Source organism: Iningainema tapete BLCC-T55, from assembly GCF_014698965.1.
In the GTDB taxonomy this organism is placed as follows: Bacteria; Cyanobacteriota; Cyanobacteriia; order Cyanobacteriales; family Nostocaceae; genus Iningainema; species Iningainema tapete.
Map to the genome: position 1 here is coordinate 138,296 of NZ_JACXAE010000072.1, position 26,165 is coordinate 164,460.

The window sequence follows — 26,165 nt, forward strand, 5'->3', positions numbered from 1 at the left end:
TGTTCAGTAATAGCATTATCACAACACAATTACCTCAGGTTCATCAAAGATTTACTTTTAAGCAAAGCTTGTGAATGATAGCTATTTAAACTCAGCACACAGGGGAAATCTGTCCCACTAAATACAAAATAACAAAGAAATTCTAAAGATGGTATTTATTCACTTATTAATTGCTTATATTTTGCATTGCGCTCACATATCTCGAATTTAAATCCCGTATCCCACAATCAACAGTATCTTAAGGTGTACTTTTGCACCTAGCAATAACCCTTCAACTCCTACTGTAGCTAGATTTTGCCACAATTATCCCATACAGTAAGGGTTTTATGCTAGCAGTTACTTCAGTATATTACTTATACTAATGTATTTTTTATTTAAAGTCTCTTACGTAAATATAGATACTTATTTAATAACTATAAGCAGATCAAGTTACTATATTAATTAATAAAAATGAGACTGAGTAACTTATCATAGCTTTTACAATGATCCCCATAATTAATCTCTATGTTTGTACTTTACACAACAATATTTCTGCGCATGAAATCAATGCAAATTTTACATTTTTGCCCAAGATTAGCAGCCATAGCACTATATTGGAGTCCAATACCTCTGCTCCAACCAGTATGAACAAAAATTTGTCTCTACTGTAGAGTATTGGGATCGATGCCTGAAGAGCGCAGTTTCTCCCTTAACTTTTGTACTTCAAAAACCCAGTAAACTATTGATGATTCACCAGTAGGGAAGCAGGAACTAAAGGTAGTTTTACTGTAAAGGTTGCACCATTACCTTCTCCCGGACTTTCTACTGCCACTGTTCCGCCATGTAATTCTACTAAATTACGTGCGATCGCCAATCCCAACCCCAGTCCACCAAATTTTCTGGTTGTGCTACTATCGGCTTGTCGAAAGTATTCAAAGATATACGGTATAAAATCAGGGCTAATACCAATACCCGTATCACTGACGCTAATTTGGACACAACAGCTATCCTGCTTTAAACAAACTTTTACCTCTCCACCAGAGGGTGTAAACTTGATCGCATTAGAGAGCAAATTGCCCACAACTTGCTGGAGGCGATTAAAGTCACCGGAAATTGGACTCACATTTGGATCAAGTTGGATCTGAATTTGGATAGCTTTAGCCGATGCTGCCCAGTCCATTGTTTCTACTGCTGCTGCAATTACGGCTGCTAAGTCTACATCACTTATTTCTAGAGTCAGTTTGTGGTGGATAATCCGGGAGACATCAAGTAAGTCATCAATTAGTTGAATCTGCAACTTGGCATTACGTTCAATAATAGTGAGAGCTTTAGTAGTAGTGGCGCTATCAAAGGAGCGAGTTTTCAGCAGATTCACCCAACCCAAGATGGGGTTGAGGGGTGTTCGGAGTTCGTGGGAGAGAATAGCAAGAAATTGGTCTTTGACGCGGTTGGCAGCTTCAGCTTGTTGACGGGCAGATTGTTCGCGAGCTAGGAGCGCTTCCCGTTGTTGCTCCAACCGCTTGCGTTCAGTAATTTCTTGCACTAGTGATATTTCTGTGCGTCGGTGTTCTTCAATTTCCTGCTGTAATTGTACGTTAGTCTGGATAAGTTCATGACTACGCAGTGTTACCAACTCTTCGAGATTATCTTGGTATTTTCTTAGCTCCTGCTCCACCCGCAGTCGTTCGGCAATTTGGGTTTGCAATTGTTGATTGGCGAACTCTAATTGCGCTGGGCTAGGAAGTGCTAAGGCTTGCGGCACGAGTGGGACTAGCTGTAAGGCTGTGAATACAGATATCGTTGCCGTAAAGACTTTGATTGCTCCTGACAACCAATAGGTAGGATGCCACAGCGTCCAAATCTCCATTAAATGCGTAGTCCCACAAGCGATGATGAAGCCAGCAAACAACAGAAATACCCAGTCAAACGGCAAATCTCGTCGCTGCCGGACAAAGTAGAACAGTGTAATGGGGATGGAATAATAGGCTACGGCGGTCAGCGCGTCGGACAATATGTGTAGCCAGACTAAACCTGGTTTCCATAGATAGCAGTGTCCGTGAGGGATAAAATCTGAAGATGTAAAAAGATAATTAAACAATTTTAACATATGCCGCGTGTGATCGCAACCCAACACACTGTACTTTAACCTCTAGTATACACCGTAATAGTTATTGTAATTTATGTAAAATAAATTACATATTATTTTACAAATTATCGAAGTTCTTTCGATGGCGTAATAAACTAAACTATAGTATATATTTAAAGGTTAGTTAGTCTGTTGGTAGACCCGAACGTAGTCAATATAATACTTTTGTGGAAAAATGCGATCGTCGATCCCCTTCTTACCGCCCCATCCACCACCAATTGCAGCATTTAGGATCAGGTAATGTTCACCATCAAAGGGCCACTCATCAATACCATTCCCAGTATTCTTAAACGTGAAGTACTTTCGGTCATCCACAAAGAAGTCTATGCGGTCTTTGAACCACTCCATCGCATAAATGTGAAACTCAGTATGCGGTAGTGGTATTACAATACTTGATCCTTTTACGTTGCGCGTCATGTAGTTGAACGCTTGCGTGTATACGTGGGCATGGATAACGTTTGGATCATAACCAACATTTTCCATGATATCGATCTCGCCACACAGGGGCCACTCAACCTCTGGGTAATTGGTTCCCAACATCCAGATGGCGGGCCACATACCTTGCCCAGTAGGAAGCTTAGCTTTCACCTCAATGCGTCCATATCGCCAACTTGCCCTTTTATTGGTGGTTACGCTTGCTGAAGTATACTTTGCATTTTGATATTTTTCTTTCCTAGCTTCGATCACAAGCATACCGTTTTCTACCCAAACGTTTTGCCTGCGAGCGCGAGTGTAGTACTGTGCTTCATTGTTACGAACAAATCCTTCCTCGTAAGTCCACTTTAATGGGTTAGGCAAACCTCGGTAATTAAACTCGTCGAACCAAACCAGTTGCCATTGATTAGACGGATTAGCCATACCACGCTCAAACGAAGCTGCTGGCTCGTAGCTATTCAGTACAGTGATGAGGAAGGTCAATAAGAACGATGACAATATTACAACTTTTCTTGCCATTTATGATTGTAATTTATACGTAGTTAAGCAAAACTAAGTATACATGTTTGTAGAGACGTTACATGTAACGTCTCTACATGAAATTAGATGTCGTTTTTACAGAGGCAACCATCCTACTCGCTTGAGCCGTCGTATGTTTAAATTTTAAACAACAGCCGCCTCCAACACTGCGCCCTGCATCTTCCCCATAGCATCAATTAAAGTGTGCAATTGTTGATCGGCTTTGAGAACTGCCAAACCGCGCACTGTTACTTTCCCTGGTGAATAAACAAAGCGCGACTTGAGAGTTTCTGACAAATTTTCTGCCAACAAATTCCAAGCAGGTTCTTCCATTGGTGTTTCCAAAACAACATGCTGTTTGTTTTCTGGTTTAATGCGGCTAAATCCGAGCTTTTTCCCTAACTGTTTCAATTCCATCACCCGCAATAATTGATTTGCTGGTGTAGGAATTGCGCCGTAACGGTCATTCCACTCCGCTGCTATCTGCAATAATTCTTCTTTAGATTTAGCAGCAGCAACTGCACGGTAAGCACTCATCTTTTGATCCATGTCGGTGATGTAATCTGCGGGAATGAATGCCGTGAGGTTTAGATCAATTTGAGTATCCTCAACTTGAGGAATTTCTTGCCCTCGGATTTCACGAATCGCTTCTTCAAGCATTTCCATGTATAAATCAAAACCTATAGCCTCCATTTGACCAGACTGTTCTGCACCCAGCAAGTTACCTACTCCGCGTATTTCCATATCGCGCATTGCTAATTGATACCCAGAACCTAGCTGCGTAAATTCTTGGATGGCACGTAAGCGCTGTCGTGCAGCATCGGATAACGATCGCTGCTTGGGATAAAATAACCAAGCATGAGCTTGAATACCAGCCCGACCGACACGACCACGCAACTGGTATAGTTGGGATAAACCAAAGCGGTGGGCATCTTCGATCAAGATCGTGTTGACGCGGGGAATGTCCAAACCAGATTCAATAATTGTGGTACAAACTAGGATATCCGCTTCAGCATTGCTAAAGGAGAGCATGGTAGATTCTAAGTCGCTTTCTTCCATCTGCCCGTGAGCGATCGCAATTCTTGCCCCCGGTAACATCTCGCGCAGTTGCCCAGCAATTTCCTCAATCCCCTCTATTCGTGGAACTACGTAAAATACTTGTCCACCTCTGTCAATTTCAGAACGGATAGCACTACGTACACTGTCTGGGTTCAGTGGTGCAAGATGGGTTTGAATTGGACGCCTGGATGGAGGCGGTGTAGTAATCACACTCATTTCCCGAATCCCTGACAAAGCCATGTATAATGTACGGGGAATAGGAGTAGCGGAGAGAGTTAGCACATCAACCTGGGTTTTGAGAGTTTTGATTTTCTCTTTTTGATTCACCCCAAACCGCTGTTCTTCATCGACTACTAAAAGTCCCAAATCTCGGAAAGATACTCCTTTACCCAAAAGTTGGTGTGTACCAACAACTACATCTAATTCTCCAGTTGTCATACGTTTAAGAATTTCTCGCCGTTCTTCAGCACTGCGGAAGCGGTTGAGTAACCCTACTTTAATTGGGTAGGGGGCAAAGCGCTCTTTGAGAGTGTGGTAGTGCTGCTGAGTAAGAATAGTAGTAGGCGCAAGCAATGCAACTTGTTTACCGCTAGTGACAGCTTTGAAAATGGCACGAATAGCTACTTCTGTTTTCCCAAAACCCACATCTCCACAAACTAATCGATCCATCGGGCGCGAGCTTTCCATATCTCGTTTCACATCTTGCGTCGCTTTAAGTTGATCGGTTGTAGGTTGGTATGGAAACGAGTCTTCTAGCTCCTGTTGCCACGGCATATCTGGTGGGAAGGCAATGCCTTGTTGTTGCGATCGCGCCGCATACAGCTTAAGTAAATCCACCGCCAATTTCTTAATTGCCTTGCGGACTTTATTCTTGGTATTTTCCCAAGCTTTACCAGTCATCTTGTTGAGTTCTGGTGGCTTGTCGCCTGTGGCACGAAAGCGTGACAAAGCACCTACTTGGTCAGCTGCTACTCGCAGTAGCCCATCAGCATATTGTACTACCAAATATTCACGAGTCTCGTCGTTCAAAGTGAGACTTTCTAACTTAATAAATTTACCTACACCGTGGTTTCGGTGTACCACATAATCCCCTTGACGCAGCTTATTGGGATCGACTTGCTTGGAGGTGGCTTTTCTCCGCTTGCGGATGTAGCCAGCTGTAGCAAGAGAGTGCTGCCCATAAAATTCTCGGTCAGTTACTACTACTAATCTAAATGTAGGTAGGATGAAACCTTCTAGTTCGGCAAGACCAGAGTATTTGAGGGCAACTGGTGTATGATTGACTTGTAACTTGTCAATCGCTTGGTAGTCACGGGGATTAGGGATAAACTGAGCCGGACAATCGTGTTCTTGCAACAGAGAAACAGAACGCGACGGCTGAGCAGATACCAGCCAGACGGAGAAGTTGCGATCGCGTTCTTGTCTTAATGTTTCGGCTATTTTGGCAAATTGATGCGGTGTTACTGGTACTGGACGAGAAGCAAGATTTATTGCTGATTCTGTGCTGAGCGTTTCTACAAGTTCCGATAGATATATTTTGTTAAAGTCTACAGTGGCAGTTAGACACTCATCAAACGAGCGATGGATTTTGGGTAATTGCTGAGATATTTCATGATTCGCCGCCCATTGATCCTCGGCATTTTCCACCCAGCGCGCGCTGTGGGCATGACACTGTTCTGGCTCATCAATGGCAATCAGAGTGTTTTCTGGTAAATAATCAATGAGGGATGCCACTTTGTCAAAGGCTAAACCTAAAAAGCGACGACTACCTTCAAGGAGTTCTGAGTTTTGAGTGGTAATTTCTGAGTCATCATTTAAATCAGCACTCAAGGCTTTAAACTCAGCATTATCCTGAAGTGCTGCCATCACAATTGGAGCGAAACTAGTTGGAGTAAGAATCAGCTGGTTAATTTTGTCCAAAGCTGAACGTTGAGTTGCTGGATCGAATTCCCGTATTTGCTCAATCTCATCGCCAAACCATTCCAAGCGCACAGGTAACTCAGAAGAAACTGGAAACACATCCACAATATCGCCACGCCGACTCCACTGTCCTTCTGTTTCCACCAAAGGTACTCGCTCATATCCCAAACGAGTTATTTGTTCACTAAAGGTATCAAGCTCCAATTCCATGCCACGCTTTAACGTCAGGCAGAAGGGTTTAAAAGCTTCTACTGGTGGTAAGTGGGGTTGCAGTGCCGCGACGGTGGCGACGATTGCGATTGAAGATGAAATACCTAGTTGCACCAAGTCCGCCAGTACTTGCATTTGTCCCCAAGTCATTTCAGTTTCGGGATCAAAGGGTTCGTAAGGAGAGGCTTCAGAAGTGGGGTAAAAATGTACTGTTTGCCAACCCATTGCTTCGAGCTGAGAAGTCCAACGCCCCGCTTCCTCCAGAGTGGCACATACCACAAACAAATTATGTTCCTCAGTTTTTGCCAATGCCGAAGTTACCAAACCTTTCGGCAAGCGAGGAATACCATTTAAATGTAACTGTTGTTGCCGTTTCAGCTTAGATAGGAGTTCAGTGGTGAGCGAAGTTCGCCCGATCGCACGCACAATGGAAGAAAATGCCATAAGTTACCAAACAAGTGGAAGTCGTTCTTATCGGCGGTACTTGATGTAGCGCCTACCTCAACTATTTTAAAAGTGTCAACAGAAGAAGAAGTCTGACTATAGGGTCATTAATTTTTAGTACAATGACCACTGGCTAATATACGGAAAATCAATGTGCTTCTACTTATTTATGACTAAGGAGTTATTTTTCTATACATCAAGCCTTTTATTCTGGAAACACGCTAGATACTAGATACTAAGACTTTAGAGTTAAGTAGGGTTTGCCGATGACATCGGCAATTTTAGAAATGTCTCCAACAATCGAAATTCTAATTATTCTTCTTCTCATCCTCACCAATGGTGTATTTGTCATGTCAGAATTGGCAATTGTTTCAGCGCGTAAGGTGCGGCTGCAACAGCTTGCTAATCAAGGTGATGCCAAAGCTCGCGTTGCTCTGGAGTTGGCGTCTTCCCCGAATCAATTCTTCGCGATCGTTCAGGTGGTGATTACACTTCTTGGTATTCTCATTGGTGCTTATGGTGAAGAACCTACCAAAAATAGATTAGAGCCGATCTTGAATCTGATTCCTTGGCTAGCACCTTACAAGGAAAGTATTGCTCAGGCATTAGCGATTGTAATAATCACATATTTTTCACTAATTATTGGCGAACTCGTACCCAAGCGAGTGGCATTAAATAACCCGGAACTTATTGCTTCTTTCCTCGCCATCCCCATGCAAATGCTTGTATCAATAGGTTCTCCTATAGTTTACGTATTAAGTATTTCCACGGACACAGTACTCAGAGTTTTGGGCATTAGACCTTCCACAGAGCCACAAGTCACAGAGGAAGAAATTAGAGTTTTAATTGAGCAAGGTACTGAGGAAGGAACCTTTGAAGAAGCAGAACAAGATATGGTGGAGCGAGTGTTTCGCTTAGGCGATCGCCCCGTTAGTTCCATCATGACACCCCGACCGGATATTATTTGGTTAGACTTGGAGGATACCGCCGAAGAAAACCGCCGTAAAATTATAGATAACGGCTATTCCCGATATCCAGTTTGCCAAGGAGGACTTGACAATGTACTTGGTATTATACCAGTCACCGACTTATTAGCCCGGAGTTTTTGCGGTGAAGCTTTGGACTTAACTGTAGGATTGCGACAACCCGTGTTTGTACCAGAAAGTACCCGTGGTTTGAAAGTTCTAGAGTTATTCAAACAAACAATTACTCATATGGCGCTAGTAGTTGATGAATACGGTGTGATTCAGGGATTAGTCACGCTCAACGATGTAATGATTGAAATCGTTGGTGAAGTGCCTTCTGATGATGAACAGGAAGATCCACAAGTTGTGCAAAGAGAGGATGGTTCCTGGTTATTGGATGGAATGTTGTCGGTAGATGAGTTTTTTGAGCTTTTCAATGTCCAACCATTAGCCGAAGAACATCGCGGTAGCTATCAAACTTTAGGTGGTTTTGTCATGGCTCATCTCGGACGCATCCCCACTGCGGCAGATTTTTTTGAGTGGCAGGGTATGCGTTTAGAAGTAATGGATATGGATGGTAATCGTGTTGATAAAGTGCTAGTCATGCCACAAAGTCAATTCGAGGACAGCAAAAACTCTGAGTAAAATTGAGAGGGACGCGGTATGCCAATTGTCAGGTTATGCAATGCGTCCCTTCAAATTATTTCTTTCATCAGTTTTATCTAGTTAGTACCATTATTTCATCGGTAGTCATTTTTACTGTTACTTTACCTCGCATCATTTTTATTAGGCTTTCACCAGCAGTAGGGTTTACTTTGGCTTTTTTTACGTAAACCTCATCTGAGTCATTCACAAGCTGAGTTTTAAAGTATTGTTTCAGATCTTGATGAGTGATAATCATATTGCCTTCATACGCATCTTTCCACGGTTCCTCGTCATGAGTCATATTTCGCAATTTCCATGCGGAAAACTGCCCATAGACACGGTAAACCTCATCTAATAGCTCACGAGTCCGCTCATCATCTGCTTGAAAAATCAATATCGTCAGGGATAGGAATCGAACTAGAACCATAGTGTTTATATGCATGATACGCTTCAGGAACTACAGGACCATGTGTCCAAGCCTCCACAGATTCAGCAAACAAAGGTTCGTCATACAGTGCCAAGTGAAACCCTTGAGCATAGTACAGCAACTTTTGAAGCTTGAGATTAGAAATTAAATCCCCAGCCTCTTCATCGGTTTGAGCAAGAAAATACTTTGCAACATCATAACAACTAACCATACTATTCCCTTCCATCTTTAAATCCTTACCACTATTCATGCCTGTAAACAGCATCCGTGATTTATGTTTCTGGCTTTTATGAAGTTTTCGACATGTTTTTACTTATCTATACAATACAATTGTACTACAAAAAAACGGATTGAAGTAACCGTCGAGTCAAGTAGTTATGAGCGATCGCCTACACGCATACGACGCTAAGTTGCTACAATCGACTTGAGTATAAATCTCGCCAACTCAAAAAATCCTTCCCCCTCAGCAGCTGTGGTAATGTAAGCAGGTTGATGCTGCAACTGGTTGGCATAATCTCGCACGTTTGCCACACCCACAGATATAGGAAAACAACGCCGATCAAATAAACTTTCATCATTAGGACTATCACCAACTGTCACAACTTGTTCTGTTGTGTACTGGGGAAAATATTCCCGCAACACCTGCAACAACCCAGTAGCTTTATCTTGTCCCTTGGGTTTGATGTGACACTGCACATTGCTGTAGGTGAACCCCCATCCCATTTGTTGGCAAAGATGAGCTAGGGTTTGTAGTTCATTTGTACTTAAAGAATATACATCAAATGTCCAGTCAGTTAGCCGAAAGCGATTATCAGTAGATTCCTGGATTTGGGGAAATTGGGTTTGTAATTGCCCAAAAGCTGCCGCCAACTGTTGACGATGAATTATTAAGTCGGGAATGGAAGTTAACGCTACTGGTGAATCACTTCCCGATGGATAAAACAAACCGCCATTTTCTGCCATTGCGCCCACCACGGGCAAGTAACTCACTATTCCACTTACCCATCCAGCAGAACGTCCAGTAACAATTAGCACTTTGATGCCAGCGACTGCTAAATCTTCCAAAGCTTGTAGCAAGGTAGAAGTAAATTTTCCTTTTGTAGTCAAAGTGCCATCCATATCCGTGGCAACCAAACAAATATTGCTAAAGCAATTAGTAGATGAAACAGAAGACAGGGGTTGATATCCGTACATATGCGGTTTGAAAATAGTTATAAAAAATATTGATTATACAGCAATATGACACTCCAGATTTGGGCATCCTAAGCATTAGGAGTAAAATTTTTTATTTGCTTACTATGTCAAATCAACATCATTTATCTTTACAACACACCCCCCTGCTTGCCCCCCTTGAAAAGGGGGGTTGGGGGGTGCAAACATCGTTAATTGCCCAATCGCCAAAGTCAAAGAGTATCAAGGTATCACAGCAAATACCAGCAAGCGAACCTCAAATACCTCCTTTGTTGATGGTGACTTCTTTCGGATTGGCTTTAACGGTGGTTGCTTTAATTGCGTTTGGTAAATACCAGATAAGAAAGTTGGAGAAAAAAATCAAGTTTGAGCAATTTCGGACAAAAGAATTAGATAAAAAGTTTAAATTGGCTTTGGAAACAATTCGCAAAATGGAAACTAACCCAGATTTGATTAACTCACGGGAGTTTAATCTGGATTATCTACGTATGCGTATGTCAGAAGAGGTGTTCCATTTTGCCATCATTAATCAATTAAAAATTCAAGTAAAAGATAAAATTTCTCAAGCACTGCGTCCAAATCAAGCTCAACATGGTGCTGTAGGCATTGCTAGTAATACTGGCAGGCAGGTAGATGAAATGTTTGATGTCGAATATGAAACTGGTACTCCGCCAAATATTAGCAAGCGAGTGTTATTTCGGATTCAAATTCGATTAATGAAGTTACCAACACAAGCGACTTCTGTAACTATTAGCCAAATTATTGACTGTATTGAAACTTACCTTAGCCCTGTCGAAGGTGACGATACTTGGCAACCAACAATTCAAGGTAGAGTTGCATACATGCATTGGGATCAAAAGGCTAAGCCTACTCCTCTGCTTGTATTAGAACAATCGAATGAAGGTGTGAATGTGACTTTCCGCACTAGTCGTCAACCAAATGGTGGTACACATAAGCAACTTGAAGAGAAAAATTTACGTTCAACTAAAAAATAATTATGAATCAGGAATCGTAGAGACGCGATTAATCGCGTCTGTACAGGAGTCAGGGTCATCTATCATAATATCTACTTAATGATTAATTATTTTTTACTCATGATTCATAACTGCTGTTTGAGAGTCACGGGCTAAAATACCATCTTCCATGTCCACAATGCGATCGGCTATGTCTAAAATGCGGTTATCATGAGTCACCAACAATATAGAAGTTCCTTGTTCTTTGGCAAGGCGCTGCATTAATTCTACAACATCACGTCCTGATTGTTTGTCCAAAGCTGCTGTAGGTTCGTCTGCTAGTACTAGTGACGGCTGATTTACCAAGGCTCTTGCGATCGCTATCCTTTGTTTTTGTCCACCAGAAAGATTCTCTGGATAGTAATTAATTCTATCACCTAAATTAACTGCCCTCAGCATAGCTTCCGCTCTTGCGATCGCCTGTTGTGGAGAAATATGATCTTTCAGCTCCACTGCCATTTGTACATTTTGTCTAGCAGTTAAAAACTCCAACAAATTGTGAGCTTGGAAAATATAACCAATCTTACGTCTGATGTTTACCAATTTTGTTTGGCTAGCTCTATATAATTCTTTACCTGCAAACTTTAAACTTCCCTCTTGTACAGATCTTAAACCACCTATCAAACTAAGTAAAGTTGTTTTACCTGAACCTGATGGTCCAGTCATAATTACAATTTCCCCTGGATAAATATCCAAATTAATATCAAATAGTATTTGTCTTTTCAATGAGCCTTTACCGTAATAGTGATTGAGATGTTTAATAGAAATTATAGGTTCGTTCATCATAATTGTATTCATGGTAATGGGGTAGAGACGCCCCGCCGGGGCGTCTGTACTATATCGGTGGGGCGTCCGCCCAATAGGATTTATAATTAGTAATTCAAAATATATCTGCTGGATCGGCAGACTGTAACTTCCGCACAGCTATTACACCAGAGATAAAACACATTATAATCGTCAATATTAGTACTAGTACAGTACGGTCAAAACTCATCATTATTGGTAAAAGAGTAGCTTCTCTTGCCTTTTGATACAAAAACATAGTCACAGCTATTCCTGGGAGATATCCTAAAAATGCTAAAATTAAAGCTTCTTGTAAAACAACTACTAATAAATAGTTATGGGTATATCCTATTGCTTTTAAAGTTGCATATTCAGCTAAATGGTCGGCTACTTCAGTATAAAGTATTTGATAAACAATCACTGTTCCGACAATAAAACCCATGATTGTTCCCAAGGTGAAAATAAAACCGATCGCTGTACTACTAGCCCAAAAATTTCTTTCAAACTCAATAAATTCTTCTTTAGTAAATACTCGAACATCCTGAGATAAATATTTGCGTAAGTTTTGTGCAGCAATATTAGCATCTGCTCCTGGTTTTAAGCGAATTAGTCCAATATCAATTAATCCTAGTTGGCGGAGAGGAAAGATACGTACAAAGTTGATATCACTTGTAATCAAATTACCATCTGCCCCAAAGGATGTACCTAATGTAAATAGTCCTCCCACCTTAATTCGTCTTTGTCTTACTTCTGTTGTTACAGGTTTTCCTTGCTCAAACAAAGTAACAATTGGACCATACTCTTTTCGCGAAGAACGGTCATATAAAATAACATCAGGTAGTTTAATTTTATCTAAGTTCTCTTGAAGTCCTGGTAAGTTTAATGGATTATATTCTGGATTTATGCCAATTACTAAAATATTACGAGGGCGTCCTGTTAAAGGGTTTTTCCATATAGTATAATCTACATATAAATAATTTACTGATTGCACAGCAGGTAAATCTAAAGCTCTATATAACCGTCGTTGCGAAAAGCTTTTCATTGTTAATAAAGCATTAGATTGATGGTTAATTAGAACAATATCCGCATTTAAACTACTATGCAATCTAACGTTACTAAAATACAGAGAATCCTGGAAACCAAGCTGCATAAACATGAGAATATCAGCAAAGGCAATTCCAGCCAATGCTACAGCTAGGCGAGTTCTTTCTCGCTTCAATTGTAGCCACGCTAGAGGTATTTTGCCCATCATGTTTAATGTCTCCAAGTAAATAAAAGTGTTGATTGTTAATGGATAATAGTAACAATCAACAATTAACAATTAAATTTAAATATTAATTTCTACAGCAACCTTAGCGTAAGTTAAGCCAGAAACTTTTTGGCTATCTTGTGCAGGAAGTGCTATTTTTACTTCAACTACTCTGGCATCAATATCTGCTGCTGGATCGGTATTCAATACATCTTTTTTACCAATTTTTCTGCCAATCTCAAAGACAGTTCCTTGTATTGTGCCGCTAAAAGCTCCATTATCACTAGTGATTGTAGCTTGTTGTCCAAGACGTACTTGACTTATACTATCTTCTGGAACTTCAGCGATAACAACCATTTGATCGGTTCGTCCAATTTCCGCAATCCCATTTGGACTAATACTTTCTCCTGATTTGGTATAAACTTTTAAAATTTCGCCTGCAATAGGTGCTTTAACATAGCTCAATTTTAGTTGAGCTTGAGCTTTTCTCATTAGTGCGATCGCATTACTAACTTGAGCAGAGGCAATTTGCAAATCGCTCGGACGTACTTCTTGAAGTCTTCTCAGTTTAGCTCTTTCTTCATCAATTTGTTTTTGTAAAGTTGTAATAACTTTAAGCTGATTAGCTTTAGCTTCAACAATTTGTTGTTGCACAGTGGTAATAGTTTTTACCTGATTAGCTCTAGCTTCAGCCAGTTGTTGTTGTACACTTGCAATCGCCTGGGTTCGATTCGCTCTCGCTTCCAACAATTGTTGAGTACTAGTTTCCGCACTTAGCTGTCTTCTGTCGCGCTCCTGCTGGGAAATAGCACCATTCGCATATAAGTCTTGATAGCGTCGAGCATCGACTCGGGCATTGTTCGCTTCTGCTCTTACTCGTGCGATTGCAGCTCTTAAAGTATTTTGCTGCCCACTGAGTTCCGCTTGCAAGCGATTAACCGTTGCTTTTTGGGCAAGTGTTTCCCCTTGTAACTGTGCCTGCAAACGCGCAATTGTCGCCAAAGTTGCATCCCTCTCTGCACGCAACTGCGCCTCTAGCCTTGCAATCACTGCTTGTTGAGCCTGAATATTTCTTGGTGAGCCAACTTTGACATTTGCCAAATTACCACGAGACTCTTCCAGTTTAGCTTTTGCTTCGTCAACTACAGCTTGATTACTAGTAAAATTATCTAAAATTGCTATTATTTGACCTTTTTGTACTCTCTCTCCCTCCTTGACAACAATTTCTTCAACTCGTGATGACATTTGCAACCCAGAAGTTGGCGCTGATAGTTTAATTACTTCTCCTCGCGGCTCCAAACGCCCCACAGCATTTATAGTGTTTGCCATTGGCGCACTACTTACAGGTGCTGGTACTTGTTGAATCTGCTCAATTTTGGCACGAGCTAGTATCCCAGCAGTAATTACTAATGGTAAAATAGGCACTACCCACCATATATTGGGTTTCTCAAGTGCTTGCTCTGTTGACCTTACCTGTTCGCTCACCCTTGACATATTAATTTGCCTATTTGTCTAAATTTATTGTCTTATACCCACAAAGACAAATCAGCTTTTTTGCCTACTGCGGTTGTGTGACTCAATTTTATTTTTGCTAAATGAATTCTAGCTTTATAAGTTTTAGGAAAACGTAACAGAGCCTACAGTTGAAGAGATGAAACAGGGAAAGAGCAAAAGTAAAAACACCAAAATTTCTTTTACCTTTTCCCTGCTCAGTGTAGATTAATTAAGAAATTATTAATTAGGCAAATCGAACAAAACTGTAGTCATATAATTTTCTGCCCAATCAGAACCAAAGGCTTTTTCGAGAACGCGACGAGTTTTATCGTTTTGTTGCTGGTTGATACAATAGTTTTGTTGTCCGGCAAGAATTTGTTTAGCTGTCTCCGGTGATACTGGTTGAGAGTTGACTGCTATACTACAATGAATTTCTAAAAAATCTCTTACTCGTTCCAGAAATAACATTTCTTCTTCTTGATGAGCCGGACGAATGAATATGCAAAATTCCGAAAATATATTTCCCCATTCTGGTAATTCACGCGGTTGAGAAAAATTGAGTTTTTCTAATTTTAACAGTTGCAAAGTATACGTTTCTGGTAAACTATGATTAGCTCTAACGGTCGAAAGATCAGCGATCGCCGCACTAATTTGTCCTCTTCCCCCAACTAAATCACAACCAAACATTGGTAAATCATACTCTGGACGGGGAAACATAACGCAGTGTAAAATATCGAGCATTTGACCGACTTTTGCCAGTTCTAGATGCATTTTGCGGAACTGGGGTGTTTGATAGCAACGGTTCTCAATCGTTAGTTTCTCACCTTCTAATCTACCTTCCACATACCCCAGTTCCGCAGGCAAGTGGTAGGGCGATAAGTCTAAATGCTTATGCCAAACTGCTTCAATACAATCAGCTAGTTGACGAATTAGGGAATGTTGCTGTTGTCGTAGTGAAGAGGTAGAAGTTAGTGACATATCTAGAAGTGGGGAAGATTTACTAGTTTTTAGTTTACAACTGCCCACCATGCCACGCATCAAAATATTGTAGAGACGCCCCGGTGGGGCGTCTCCACATTGGTATTCAATGACATCGGATCTACTGATGTTAGTTCACCCCTGTTGATAGTCCAGCAAAAATCAGCGATCGCTAGTAAATCTCCAGCATCGTGAGTGACAACCAACAGTGTCCAATCTTGTTTCAATTTTGCCAGTAAATTTACCAGTTGTTGACGCATTGACCAATCCAATCCGGCTGTTGGTTCATCTAACAACAGTACATTGGGCTGACGAATTAATTGTACTGCCAAAGCTAAGCGTCGCTGCTGACCCCCGCTTAAAGCATGAGGAGGAGTACTGAACGATAGATGTTCTAATCCCACTTCACCCAAAGCTTTTTTAACTTGCTCTGTGCCTAACTCTGGATGTCCCAAGCGCAATTCTTCTAAAACAGTACTACCACAAAAATGGCGTTCCGGAAACTGAAACACCAACCCTGCTAATTGTTGCAACTGTTCGGCGATGAGTGGTTGTTCGCGCCAATACACAGAACCAGATGTGGGTTCTGCTAATCCAGACAATATTTCTAGTAACGTACTCTTACCTGAACCACTTGGTCCGATAATTAGACCTAGCTTTTGTGGTGTTAATTCCAGGTTAATTGATTTGAGAATCGCGGTTGGGCAAGCCGTAGGGTGATACGTTAGATTTCTAAGATAGAGCATTTGTTAATTTTACTGTGAAAGTCAGCCACTTACCTATAAATACACTGCCATTAATAGCAAAGTTCCGAATCATTAATGATTTGCCTACGTTCATTGCTCCAAAAATCCACAATTGTGGCATTATCATGGAAGCGATCGCCACACAGGGTGTGGGAACTTGGAAAAAATACGGTCGTCGATCTGTGTAAATTTTAATTTTACGCTTATGCGATTTTTGCAGCAATACATATATTTTACGTACTAAATTAAACATATACAACCGTAATTATTCTGAAGGAAAAATGGTAAATCAGTTTGCACTGCCACCAATAGTCTCTGCAATTGCTAACCTCTCTAAGGTAGCATTGACAGCAGCAATTGCATTTAATGTGTGGGTGAGTCCTTCTCTAGGGGCAGATCCTTTCCGTACCAACGAAGCGCGTAAAATTGGCGACCAAACAGAAGCAGCATTCAAAGCTATTTTCTCTCAGGGTGACTATCAAACGGCAGACCGCTATTTGCAACAAGCACTATCGACGGAACCAAATGAACCTTTAGCCAATGCCATGAAGGCTTCTATGGCTTATACAAATAAGGATTGGAGTACACTAGAAACCTACAGTAAGAAAACCTTAGAAACAGCAGAAAAGCTAATTCCCAAAGATCCATTGCGTGGTAATTTGTATACTGCTGTAGGTCATTTTTTAGCAGGAGCATTAATCCTTCAGCGCGAGGGTACACTTAGCGGTGCGCCCCAAGCTCTAAATCGGTTGAATCTAGTATACCAACATTTAGATCGAGCCGAAGCTGTTTCCGCAAAAGACCCAGAACTGAACTTAATCAAAGGTTATATGGATTTGATGATTGCCGTTAACCTGCCTTTTGCTAATGCCGATCAAGCAATTGAACGGTTGGACAAAAATGCTGCACCTAGATATCTAGTAGATAGAGGTCTAGCTCTGGCGTACCGAGATTTAAAACAGTACGCTCAGGCATTGGAGTATGCTAATCGTGCCATAAAGATAACTAGCAATAATCCAGAATTGTATTATCTTAAAGCCCAGATCCTCAAAGAACAAGCAAAAAAAGAGAAAAATCAGCAGCTCATGCAGGAAGCGCTGAGTAACTTTGATACAGCATTAGCGAAGAAATCTCAACTACCAGCAGATTTGGTCAAACAAATTGAGCGAGAAAGGCGCAATGCAGTTAATAATTAAAAAGTGTAATTTTAATGATTGACCCGAATGCAGGTACAATTCCGTGAGTTTAATGCTTTTGATGTGTGGATTTGGCTGAAGTTCAGCACAATTCCTTCAGAGCGCGAAAAGCAGTATGTGGAAGAAGTTTTCAATTCCTGGTTTTATCTGGGTAAGTTGGGTGCATTTAATGCGGAAAACCTCCAGGTACAAGAAACGGGATTGGATCTGAGTTACATGAATTACGATTCAGAAGGTTATGATAAGAGCCTATTGGCGCTGATGCACAATATGGGGGCGTTTGAGTATGAGAGAACATGGGGGCGATGCTGGTTTGACTTGGGAACTTCTGATGCGATCGCTCTAGATATTTTAATTAACGCCCTCAAACAACTTAGTCAAGAATATGTGACTATTGAGCAATTGTACATCGGCGGCGAAAATGAAGATTGGCCCGTAGAGGATAGTGAGAGCCGTCCTTCGTTTATATACGACGATAACTAGAGCAACCACCATGCACAAACCAGGGGAAATTCGTGTTCTTGTCTTGGGATTGATTCAAGATGGCGAACGTATCTTCATCTCAGAAGGCTACGATCCAGTTAAGCAGCAAACTTTTTACCGTGCTATGGGCGGTGGTGTAGACTTTGGTGAAACAAGTGTTACCGCTCTCAAACGAGAATTCCAAGAAGAAATTCAAGCAGAATTAACAAATATTCACTATTTGGGCTGTATAGAAAATATTTTCACTTTCAACGGTCAACCAGGTCACGAAATTATCCAATTATACAAGTGCGACTTTGCCGAGCCAAAGTTTTATCAACTAGAAAAAATTGTGTTTAACGAAGGTGAGAGACAAAAAACAGCACTGTGGGTAGAAGTTAACCGCTTTAAATCAGGAGAATTGCGCCTAGTACCAGAGCAGTTTTTTGATTATTTGTCATAGCACACCCCACCATCGCACGCCCCACCATCGCCCACCCCACCATCGCACGCACGCCCTATCACGAGTACAGGCAGTGAGTTTGGGATTATGTCAAAAAGTCTTAAAATAATCTTAACTTCTGCCAAATTACTCGACCTTCAATACACACGTACCACCCAGGAAACATTATGGCTATAGGCTACGTTGCGCTTGTACTTCATGCACATTTGCCCTTTGTACGTCACCCGGAAAGTGACTATGTGTTAGAAGAAGAATGGCTCTATGAAGCCATTACAGAAACTTATATTCCTTTACTGCGAGTATTTGAAGGTTTAAAGCGAGATGGTGTTGACTTTAAACTCACTATGAGCATGACGCCACCTTTGGTAACGATGCTCCGCGATCCTTTGTTACAAGAACGCTATGACGAACACTTAGCTAAGTTAGAAGAACTTGTAGAACTGGAGGCTGAGCATAATGCCCATAATGGTCATATCCGCTATTTAGCTGAGTTTTATATCAGCGAGTTCAAGGCGATCCGAGAAGTTTGGGAAAGATATAACGGTGACTTAGTAACGGCTTTTAAGCAGTTCCAAGATACGAATAATCTAGAAATTATAACATGCGGTGCTACTCACGGCTACTTGCCTTTAATGAAAATGTATCCCCAAGCAGTGTGGGCGCAAATTAAAGTAGCTTGTGAACACTATGAAGAAGTATTTGGAATACCACCTAGAGGTATTTGGCTACCGGAATGCGCTTACTATGAAGGTGTGGAGCGAATGTTAGCCGATTCAGGTTTACGTTACTTTCTTACCGATGGACATGGTATTCTTTATGCCCGTCCCCGTCCCCGTTTTGGTACTTATGCTCCTATTTTTACAGAAACTGGTGTCGCGGCTTTTGGTCGCGATCATGAATCTTCTCAACAAGTTTGGTCTTCTGAGGTAGGATATCCTGGTGCACCAGAATACCGCGAGTTTTACAAAGACTTGGGTTGGGAAGCAGAATATGAATATATCAAGCCCTTCATTATGCCGAATGGGCAACGTAAAAATACGGGGATTAAGTATCATAAAATTACAGGACGCGGTTTAGGACTGGGAGATAAGGCACTCTATGACCCCTACTGGGCAAGGGAAAAAGCAGCCGAACACGCTGCCAATTTCATGTATAATCGAGAGCAACAAGCAGGGCATCTGTATGGTATAATGCACAGACCACCAATTATTGTTTCTCCTTATGATGCTGAGTTGTTTGGACATTGGTGGTATGAAGGTCCGTGGTTCATCGATTATTTGTTCCGCAAGTCATGGTATGATCAAAAAACTTATCAAATGACTCACTTGGCTGATTATCTACGTGCAGAACCAACTCAGCAAGTATGTCGTCCTTCTCAATCTAGTTGGGGTTACAAAGGATTTCACGAGTACTGGTTAAATGAAACAAATGCGTGGATTTACCCACATTTGCATAAAGCAGCAGAACGGATGATTGAATTAGCAAGCACAGAAGCAGCAGATGAGTTGGAATGGAAAGCGCTTAACCAAGCAGCGCGGGAATTGCTTCTAGCACAATCTTCTGACTGGGCGTTTATTATGCGCACAGGTACAATGGTACCTTATGCGGTAAGAAGGACGCGATCGCACCTCATGCGTTTTAACAAGCTCTACGAAGATGTTAAAATCGGCAAAGTTGATAGTGGTTGGTTAGAGAAAGTTGAGTCAATGGATAATATCTTCCCGAATATCAACTATCGCGTGTATCGCTCTTTGTAGTTAGCTAAAGTAAAGATGTCTGAGCGCCGTTTATCAGCGCTCAGAAATATGCGTTACTAAAATTGCGCCAAACATGATTTCAAGCGTTCTGCTACGACTTGTAGATGAGGTTCCAAGATGAATGTGTAATGATTACCCGGAACATCAATAATTTTGATATCTTCTGCATCCAGAATAGAGAAAAATTCCACCCAGACGAGAGTTGGATCATTCGCCATGATGTGCTTTTCTCTAGCTCTAAATACGGTGACTTTTCCTGGATATGGCTGTCTCACATAAGAATAAGTTGCTTTGATGGTTCCAACTAACACATCCAGAATGCGTCGGTTTTGTTGGCTTTGATTTGATGGTGGCAATATCTTGACTTCTTCTGCCTTGTCAAGGATGTAGTTGATTTGTTCGTTAGCACTCAAGTGTTTCATTTCATCATAAGTTACCAAATTATCTTGACCTAACATTCCGCCAAAATATCGAGAAAGAGCGCCAACCAAATAAGGAGCGTCAATTTTCTTGTTTTTATCCAAGAGAATTGGCACATAGGAATCTAGTATTGCTAACAAAGATACTTCATATCCTTGTTTGCGTAACTGCTGTGCCATTTCATACGCCACAACTCCTCCAAATGACCAACCACCAATTTGATAAGGACCATTCGGCTGAAACTTCTGAATTGCTTGGATATACAGGCTAGCCATATCCTCGACTCGCGTTAAAGGTTCTTCTTCATAAAATCCTTGCGCTTGTAAGCCATAAAACGGTTGGTCGCCACCTAGATATTGTGCTAATTTGAAGTAGCACATGACATTACCGCCTGCAGGATGTACGCAGAAAATCGGAGGTTTGTTACCTTTTGGTTGAATTGGAATCAAGGGAGAGTGATCAAAAGTATCTGTAGCGTCAATTAGGAAAGCAAACTCTTCGATTGTGGGATTGGTGAGGACTGCTGATAAGGGTAATTCTTTACCAAATTGCTGCCGAATTGCAGCTATTAAGTAGATTGCAGAAAGAGAATTACCACCGATAACAAAGAAGTTATCTTTAACACCTATTGGCTGAATGTTTAAAATCTCTGACCAGATTTTTGCCAGTTTTCGTTCAGTATCATTGCGTGGTGGGACAAATTCATTTTGTTGGCTGAAACTGTCAACTGTTGGCTTTGGCAAAGCGCGACGGTTGACTTTTCCATTGTCTGTTAATGGTAATGCATCTAATCTCACAAAAGCTACTGGTATCATATATTCTGGTAGCTTCTGCTTGAGAAAATCACGCAGAATTTCTGGGGTTGGTTGTTCCTGATTAGTAGTGATATAGGCTACTATTTGTTTTTCTTCTGACTGTTCGGCACTGGTAATGACAACTGCTTCTCTTACTTGTGGATGCGCAGATAGAGTGTTTTCTATTTCCCCTAATTCGATCCGAAAACCTCGGATTTTTACTTGATTGTCTATTCGACTAATATATTCAATGTTACCATCATCCAAGTAACGAGCTAAGTCTCCAGTTTTATAAAAACGGGCATTACGTAAGAAAGGATTAGTGATAAACTTTTGGGCAGTTAGTTCGGAGCGGTTGAGGTAACCGCGTGCTACTCCCACACCTCCTATGTACAATTCGCCCTTGACTCCTACAGGAACTGGTTGTTGATGCTCATCTAATATGTAAATTTGTGTGTTGGCTATGGGACGACCAATAGGGGCTAAAGCATGAGATAATTTCTCTGCTTCTACTTTATACACAGTTGACCAAATTGTAGTTTCAGTTGGTCCATATAAATTCCATAACTCTGCTCCTTTTGCTAATAAATGCTTTGCCAACTCATTGGTTAAGCCTTCGCCGCCGCAGAGAATTTTTAGTTGAGAAGAACCACTCCATCCAGCCGCCAGCAACATCCGCCAACTAGCTGGCGTGGCTTGCATCACCGTAGCACCTGATGTGTTAATTAGCTCTTTGAGCAATCTACCATCACTAGCTACTTCTCGCTGTGCTAACACCACCGATGCACCCGTGATTAAGGGAAGATATAGCTCTAGGGCAGCAATATCAAATGATACTGTTGTTACTGCCAGAAGTACATCTGACTCTGTGATTCCGGGTTTGTACTGCATGGATTGTAAGAAATTTACTACCGCCCTGTGGGTAATTTCTACTCCTTTCGGTTTACCAGTTGAGCCGGAGGTATAAATAACATAAGCCAGATTTTCGGCGGTTGCACATGGTGCAGGATTGGATTGACTATGGGTAGCAATGTTTTCTTGGTGTGTGCGCAAACATACTACTTTCCTGTGTTCATGATGAGCAAATAATTTTTGGCGATCGCTCAGTAATACTGGTACTTGAGAATCAGATAAGATTAACTCTAGGCGTTCAAGTGGATAACCAGGATCTAAGGGTAAGTAAGCTGCACCAGCTTTGAGGATACCCAAAAGTCCTACTAGCATTTCTACAGAACGCTCAATGCAGATGCCAACTAATACCTCTGGTTTAACTCCTAGTGTTTGTAAGTAGTGCGCGAGTTGATTTGCACGCTGATTCAGTTCCCGGTAGGTAAGCTGTTCTCCGGCATATGAGACTGCGAGTGCATCTGGTGTTCGTTCTACTTGTGCTTCAATTAATTGGTGGAGACAGGTAGTTGAATCAAAATCTGTCCCAGTAGCATTCCACTCAACTAGTATTTTTTCTCGTTCGCTTTCACTTAACAATGGTAACTGAGCTACTGACTGTTCTGGATTTGATACAATACTTTCCAGTAAATTTTGGTAGTGTGCGCTGAACTGAGCGATCGTTGCTGCATTTAACAGATTGCTATTGTATTTAAAGTCACACAGGAATGAATCAGCAGCCTCAATGACTTTCAAGCTTAAATCAAATTCTACTTTTTCCTGGGGTATTCCCCCATCAAATAGAATTGGCTGACTACAATTCGGCGGTTGTTTCTGAGTTGCTGTCTTGGATCGATTTACATGGACGAATGCAAATGAAGCTTGACAAATAGGTGAATAACTTGAATTAGACTTTGACTGTAATTTATTTACCAATAAAGCAAACGGATAATCTTGATATTCTCTAATTTCTAAAATAGTATGACTAACTTGATGCAAAAAGTTTTTAAATGAAGTATTTTCTGAAATCAAATCTCGGGAAACAACGACGTTATCTTTTTTTTTCAATTCAGTTTTATCTTGCTCATTGAGTAGTAAAGCAACAAGAATATCTTTTTCATTTGTGTACCGGTAAAGTAGAACTTTAAATGCTGCCAAAAAAAGGGGGTAAATACCGACATTTTCACTATTTGCCAGTTGTTTTATTAACGCAGTTAATCTATTATTAATTACGAAAGTATAAGCGGAGCAATTATAAGTTTTAATAGCAGATCGAGGTGAACTAGTAGGTAATTCGAGTACAGGTAATTCTCCCGATAAGTATTTTTCCCAATATTTTTGCAGTTCTGAGCTAGAAAATGATACTTTCATGTTTAATCATCTATTCCTACGTAATGTTTCTGACTGTCCTGTAGTTGTGAGAAAACTAAAAACTATGTAATATGGACATACTTGTTTATTATACAGCGTCTACTCAAAGGTATTAACTATACCATGAATGGTAGCTTAATTTAATCCGGTAACTAATGTCCAACACTAGTAAGGAAGATTCGATGACAATAAAGCAACTGATTGGCATCATGATCCTGTTTTACTTAATTCAAACTTACGGTTGTAATCCAGGACTTTTTGGTCTTCCGCTGACTATTTATCTCAAAGAGAGCCTTAAACTTTCACCAGCACAGTTAGCATCATTCAGCAGCTTAATTTTCATTCCTTGGTTAGTTAGACCACTTTATGGAATCATTGGAGATGCTGTTGCAATATTTGGCTATCAGTTCAAAAGCTACTTTTTTATCTGTTATGGGCTGACACTTGCTGTTTTATTAGGAATAGGTGGATTTCAAGTTAACACAATTTCCTTATTGGCAATCAGTCTAATTTTAGTCAATTTATTCATAGCTTTTAGCGATGTGCTAACAGATAAAATCATGCTCGTTCAAGGCAGGGTTTTTAACAATACAGCTCGCTTACAAGCAATTCAATGGACATCTCTAAGTTTTGGTCAAGCTTTACTATATTTCATCGGCGGCTGGATTGCTCAAAACTCTAATCTATCAACAGCATTTCTGCTCACTGCAATTGTACCATTAATTGGTTTAGTTACAACCTTCCTATTACTTGCTAATGAAAAAAAGCAGCCAAAAAATGTTTCAGTTAAAAGTAATCTAAAATCTATTTGGTTAGCAGTCAAGTCGCGGCAGTTTCTTGCTGTAATGGGCTTTATTGCTTGCCTTCAGTTCACCCTCGTACCACCTCTGGTAAATTACCTTGTCTATTACTACAAGGATAGTTTGAAGTTTGACTCTCAATTTATAGGTATTTTAGGTACATGGGAAGCTTTAGCTAATGGTTTAGGCGCACTTATTTTTGGCATATTTGCCTTTAGGTTTTCCCGACGTTTGCTGCTAAATTTAGCCATTGGGTTCACTGCTGTCTCTACAATTGGTTTATTATTTATACAGAATGCACAGAGCGCTATCTTAGTTAGTATATTTTTTGGATTTTTTGCTATGCTAGCCATGTTGGGCGTCTTAGAAATTGCCGCAAGATCTTGTCCTGTTGGTGTAGAAGGTGCAACATACGCAGTACTAATGTCAGTGTATCAGATAGTGAGACAACCAGGTCCCATTTTAGGAGGTTACTTATATAGTTGGGGAACTCCAGTTTACATTCTTGTCATTATCAGTGCCGTGTTTACAATGTTTTGCTGGCTTCTAATTCCTCTACTTCAATTAGAGCAAGAGAATTGACTTTAAAACTCTTGTAGAGAAGACGCGAAATTTCGCGTCTCTACATTTGCTGGTTTCATATTGCGAATATTACACATATTTCCAAAAGCAGTCAGTATTTTTCGCTCAAGTTTAATATTAAGTCTACTATGAGCGACTTGTAAGTTATCGATGAGGAGAATATCGCCAAGGTTCCATTTAAATATAACTGCATTTTTCCATTCAGCTTCTCCCAATTCTTTCGCTTCAGCAGCCGTCATCGTAGTATATTTACCGTCCCCGTTTAAAAAATATGAATTCAGGGTACTGGTTCGTTTTTGCGAACCATCGACAACAGTTGCTGCAGTTGTCAATCTTTGCTGAAACTCTTTGTACAATTTTGCTGGTAGCCAATTGTAATATAATTTTTGCCAAAATGAATAGCGTTGGCTAATGTTTCGATACCATTCTCTACTTACTAAACAATCAACAATGCTTAGGCAAAAGCAAAGCCGAGTCGTTCTTGGGTGACTGAATAAGGTAAGATAGGAACATTCAAAATTTAGAGAGCCATCCTCTTCCCAGTTAAAATCAAATCCCTGTTTTGTCAGAAGTTGAGTAATTTCGTCTTGCGCAAGTCCCTCGAAGACTAACTTTAATAGATGGTTGGGAACATACCGCACAAATCGCTGCGGAAAGTTGGCAATTTTGTGCTGTAAGTTGGGAGATAAATCATAAAATAGTTTTTCTGTATTTATGATGGGAGTTTCACCATATAAGTCCGGCTGTACTTGACAGAAAAAAGCAAGTATGCGAGGACGAATCGGTACCATATTAAGTTCATTGTGAGGAGCAATAATCTTATCTGGTGGAGCTTCTGAAGAAGTGAAGACTTTATCGGTTATTCGTACACGATGAGCGCTGCCAAAGTGATAAACTGACTCTAGTTGAATATTCAATAGCTCTAGAACTTTTTGAAATTGCGCTGCACTTTCAACTGCAAAATTCCGTAACAAAATGGCTCCATAGGTATCTAACTGTTGATTGAACCAGTCGCCTCTTTGACTAAGCAACAGCTTCAAAGCTGCGAAAGATTTTTCCTTAACTGGTTCAATCACTAGAGGTAGTTCTTTTTCATGAGTCTGAAAGGTTTTCTCGTCATCTTGCAAAAACCTTAATCTTATGTCTGAGGAAAGAGAAATTGGCAAATTTCGCATTAGATTCTATAAAGTAAAAAATGCACCCATTATTAATAAAATATTAACCTTAATAGT

21 protein-coding genes are annotated in these 26,165 nt (G+C 40.7%); 8 read left to right on the forward strand and 13 right to left on the reverse strand.

What is annotated here, in order from left to right; genetic code table 11:
* Positions 1–718: 718 nt before the first annotated feature.
* From ICL16_RS21685 to mfd, 3 genes are all read right to left on the reverse strand, one after another.
* Positions 719–2,086, reverse strand: coding sequence for a sensor histidine kinase (locus ICL16_RS21685; protein WP_190831903.1), 1,368 nt, complete (start codon positions 2,084–2,086; stop codon positions 719–721).
* A gap of 159 nt (positions 2,087–2,245) precedes the next feature.
* Positions 2,246–3,079: a glycoside hydrolase family 16 protein gene (locus ICL16_RS21690; protein ID WP_190831905.1), complete on the reverse strand. Its 834-nt coding sequence runs from the start codon at positions 3,077–3,079 to the stop codon at positions 2,246–2,248.
* A gap of 144 nt (positions 3,080–3,223) precedes the next feature.
* On the reverse strand, positions 3,224–6,712 hold the full coding sequence (gene mfd / locus ICL16_RS21695; protein WP_190831907.1) for a transcription-repair coupling factor: 3,489 nt from the start codon (positions 6,710–6,712) through the stop codon (positions 3,224–3,226).
* 287 nt (positions 6,713–6,999) lie between these two features.
* On the opposite strand from mfd, the gene ICL16_RS21700 reads away from it, so the two are divergent.
* On the forward strand, positions 7,000–8,322 hold the full coding sequence (locus ICL16_RS21700; RefSeq protein WP_190832654.1) for a hemolysin family protein: 1,323 nt from the start codon (positions 7,000–7,002) through the stop codon (positions 8,320–8,322).
* Between the two features lie 73 nt (positions 8,323–8,395).
* Here the strand turns inward: ICL16_RS21700 and ICL16_RS46870 are convergent, their stop codons facing one another.
* From ICL16_RS46870 to ICL16_RS21710, 3 genes are all read right to left on the reverse strand, one after another.
* Positions 8,396–8,716, reverse strand: a complete 321-nt coding sequence (locus ICL16_RS46870; protein WP_273039158.1) for a Panacea domain-containing protein — start codon at positions 8,714–8,716, stop codon at positions 8,396–8,398.
* Positions 8,697–8,999, reverse strand: coding sequence for a Panacea domain-containing protein (locus ICL16_RS46875; protein WP_273039160.1), 303 nt, complete (start codon positions 8,997–8,999; stop codon positions 8,697–8,699). Before ICL16_RS46875 ends, ICL16_RS46870 begins: the two co-directional genes overlap by 20 nt.
* 155 nt (positions 9,000–9,154) lie before the next feature.
* Positions 9,155–9,943 carry an HAD family hydrolase gene (locus ICL16_RS21710; RefSeq protein ID WP_190831910.1) on the reverse strand — a complete coding sequence of 263 codons (789 nt, stop codon included), beginning with the start codon at positions 9,941–9,943 and terminating at the stop codon, positions 9,155–9,157.
* Between the two features lie 176 nt (positions 9,944–10,119).
* Here ICL16_RS21710 and ICL16_RS21715 point away from each other — a divergent pair, with 176 nt between their 5' ends.
* Entirely contained in the window at positions 10,120–10,935 is an 816-nt protein-coding gene (locus tag ICL16_RS21715) for a hypothetical protein (protein ID WP_190831912.1), read from the forward strand.
* 93 nt (positions 10,936–11,028) lie between these two features.
* Here the strand turns inward: ICL16_RS21715 and ICL16_RS21720 are convergent, their stop codons facing one another.
* The 5 genes from ICL16_RS21720 to ICL16_RS21740 form a co-directional block, all read right to left on the reverse strand.
* Positions 11,029–11,739, reverse strand: coding sequence for a DevA family ABC transporter ATP-binding protein (locus tag ICL16_RS21720; protein ID WP_190832657.1), 711 nt, complete (start codon positions 11,737–11,739; stop codon positions 11,029–11,031).
* A 94-nt stretch (positions 11,740–11,833) separates the two neighbouring features.
* The gene (gene devC / locus ICL16_RS21725) at positions 11,834–12,988 is read right to left on the reverse strand and encodes an ABC transporter permease DevC (RefSeq protein ID WP_190831915.1); all 1,155 of its coding nucleotides are present in this window, start codon (positions 12,986–12,988) and stop codon (positions 11,834–11,836) included.
* Between the two features lie 75 nt (positions 12,989–13,063).
* Positions 13,064–14,479: an HlyD family efflux transporter periplasmic adaptor subunit gene (locus tag ICL16_RS21730; RefSeq protein ID WP_190831917.1), complete on the reverse strand. Its 1,416-nt coding sequence runs from the start codon at positions 14,477–14,479 to the stop codon at positions 13,064–13,066.
* Positions 14,480–14,719: 240 nt separating this feature from the next.
* Entirely contained in the window at positions 14,720–15,457 is a 738-nt protein-coding gene (locus ICL16_RS21735; RefSeq protein ID WP_190831919.1) for a phycocyanobilin:ferredoxin oxidoreductase, read from the reverse strand.
* A 59-nt stretch (positions 15,458–15,516) separates the two neighbouring features.
* Positions 15,517–16,203, reverse strand: coding sequence for an ABC transporter ATP-binding protein (locus tag ICL16_RS21740; RefSeq protein ID WP_190831921.1), 687 nt, complete (start codon positions 16,201–16,203; stop codon positions 15,517–15,519).
* A gap of 14 nt (positions 16,204–16,217) precedes the next feature.
* Between ICL16_RS21740 and ICL16_RS21745 the strand changes: the two genes are divergently transcribed.
* The 5 genes from ICL16_RS21745 to ICL16_RS21765 all read left to right on the forward strand — a co-directional run bounded on the left by ICL16_RS21745 (position 16,218) and on the right by ICL16_RS21765 (position 20,081).
* Entirely contained in the window at positions 16,218–16,391 is a 174-nt protein-coding gene (locus tag ICL16_RS21745; RefSeq protein ID WP_190831923.1) for a hypothetical protein, read from the forward strand.
* Between the two features lie 93 nt (positions 16,392–16,484).
* Entirely contained in the window at positions 16,485–17,399 is a 915-nt protein-coding gene (locus ICL16_RS21750; protein ID WP_190831925.1) for a Sll0314/Alr1548 family TPR repeat-containing protein, read from the forward strand.
* Positions 17,400–17,426: 27 nt separating this feature from the next.
* Positions 17,427–17,882 carry a DUF3531 family protein gene (locus ICL16_RS21755; RefSeq protein ID WP_190831928.1) on the forward strand — a complete coding sequence of 152 codons (456 nt, stop codon included), beginning with the start codon at positions 17,427–17,429 and terminating at the stop codon, positions 17,880–17,882.
* A gap of 10 nt (positions 17,883–17,892) precedes the next feature.
* Complete coding sequence (locus ICL16_RS21760; protein WP_190831930.1) at positions 17,893–18,324, forward strand: NUDIX hydrolase; 432 nt, start codon at positions 17,893–17,895, stop codon at positions 18,322–18,324.
* A gap of 167 nt (positions 18,325–18,491) precedes the next feature.
* Positions 18,492–20,081 (forward strand): glycoside hydrolase family 57 protein, encoded by a 1,590-nt coding sequence (locus tag ICL16_RS21765; RefSeq protein ID WP_190831933.1) that lies wholly within the window; start codon positions 18,492–18,494, stop codon positions 20,079–20,081.
* A gap of 56 nt (positions 20,082–20,137) precedes the next feature.
* Here the strand turns inward: ICL16_RS21765 and ICL16_RS21770 are convergent, their stop codons facing one another.
* Positions 20,138–23,551 carry a thioesterase domain-containing protein gene (locus tag ICL16_RS21770; protein WP_190831936.1) on the reverse strand — a complete coding sequence of 1,138 codons (3,414 nt, stop codon included), beginning with the start codon at positions 23,549–23,551 and terminating at the stop codon, positions 20,138–20,140.
* Between the two features lie 182 nt (positions 23,552–23,733).
* Here ICL16_RS21770 and ICL16_RS21775 point away from each other — a divergent pair, with 182 nt between their 5' ends.
* Entirely contained in the window at positions 23,734–24,933 is a 1,200-nt protein-coding gene (locus tag ICL16_RS21775) for an MFS transporter (protein WP_238360893.1), read from the forward strand.
* Positions 24,934–24,935: 2 nt separating this feature from the next.
* Here ICL16_RS21775 and ICL16_RS21780 read toward each other — a convergent pair whose 3' ends face one another.
* Positions 24,936–26,108 carry a TauD/TfdA family dioxygenase gene (locus tag ICL16_RS21780; RefSeq protein WP_190831940.1) on the reverse strand — a complete coding sequence of 391 codons (1,173 nt, stop codon included), beginning with the start codon at positions 26,106–26,108 and terminating at the stop codon, positions 24,936–24,938.
* Positions 26,109–26,165: the final 57 nt, after the last annotated feature.

Excerpts from the sequence above, each read along its gene's own strand:
- ICL16_RS21685 (WP_190831903.1), bottom strand. The coding sequence starts at position 2,086 with ATGTTAAAATTGTTTAATTATCTTTTTACATCTTCAGATTTTATCCCT.
- ICL16_RS21690 (WP_190831905.1), bottom strand. The coding sequence starts at position 3,079 with ATGGCAAGAAAAGTTGTAATATTGTCATCGTTCTTATTGACCTTCCTC.
- mfd (WP_190831907.1), bottom strand. The coding sequence starts at position 6,712 with ATGGCATTTTCTTCCATTGTGCGTGCGATCGGGCGAACTTCGCTCACC.
- ICL16_RS21700 (WP_190832654.1), top strand. The coding sequence starts at position 7,000 with ATGTCTCCAACAATCGAAATTCTAATTATTCTTCTTCTCATCCTCACC.
- ICL16_RS46875 (WP_273039160.1), bottom strand. The coding sequence starts at position 8,999 with ATGAATAGTGGTAAGGATTTAAAGATGGAAGGGAATAGTATGGTTAGT.
- ICL16_RS21710 (WP_190831910.1), bottom strand. The coding sequence starts at position 9,943 with ATGTACGGATATCAACCCCTGTCTTCTGTTTCATCTACTAATTGCTTT.
- ICL16_RS21720 (WP_190832657.1), bottom strand. The coding sequence starts at position 11,739 with ATGATGAACGAACCTATAATTTCTATTAAACATCTCAATCACTATTAC.
- devC (WP_190831915.1), bottom strand. The coding sequence starts at position 12,988 with ATGATGGGCAAAATACCTCTAGCGTGGCTACAATTGAAGCGAGAAAGA.
- ICL16_RS21730 (WP_190831917.1), bottom strand. The coding sequence starts at position 14,479 with ATGTCAAGGGTGAGCGAACAGGTAAGGTCAACAGAGCAAGCACTTGAG.
- ICL16_RS21735 (WP_190831919.1), bottom strand. The coding sequence starts at position 15,457 with ATGTCACTAACTTCTACCTCTTCACTACGACAACAGCAACATTCCCTA.
- ICL16_RS21740 (WP_190831921.1), bottom strand. The coding sequence starts at position 16,203 with ATGCTCTATCTTAGAAATCTAACGTATCACCCTACGGCTTGCCCAACC.
- ICL16_RS21750 (WP_190831925.1), top strand. The coding sequence starts at position 16,485 with ATGGTAAATCAGTTTGCACTGCCACCAATAGTCTCTGCAATTGCTAAC.
- ICL16_RS21755 (WP_190831928.1), top strand. The coding sequence starts at position 17,427 with ATGCAGGTACAATTCCGTGAGTTTAATGCTTTTGATGTGTGGATTTGG.
- ICL16_RS21760 (WP_190831930.1), top strand. The coding sequence starts at position 17,893 with ATGCACAAACCAGGGGAAATTCGTGTTCTTGTCTTGGGATTGATTCAA.
- ICL16_RS21765 (WP_190831933.1), top strand. The coding sequence starts at position 18,492 with ATGGCTATAGGCTACGTTGCGCTTGTACTTCATGCACATTTGCCCTTT.
- ICL16_RS21770 (WP_190831936.1), bottom strand. The coding sequence starts at position 23,551 with ATGAAAGTATCATTTTCTAGCTCAGAACTGCAAAAATATTGGGAAAAA.
- ICL16_RS21775 (WP_238360893.1), top strand. The coding sequence starts at position 23,734 with ATGACAATAAAGCAACTGATTGGCATCATGATCCTGTTTTACTTAATT.
- ICL16_RS21780 (WP_190831940.1), bottom strand. The coding sequence starts at position 26,108 with ATGCGAAATTTGCCAATTTCTCTTTCCTCAGACATAAGATTAAGGTTT.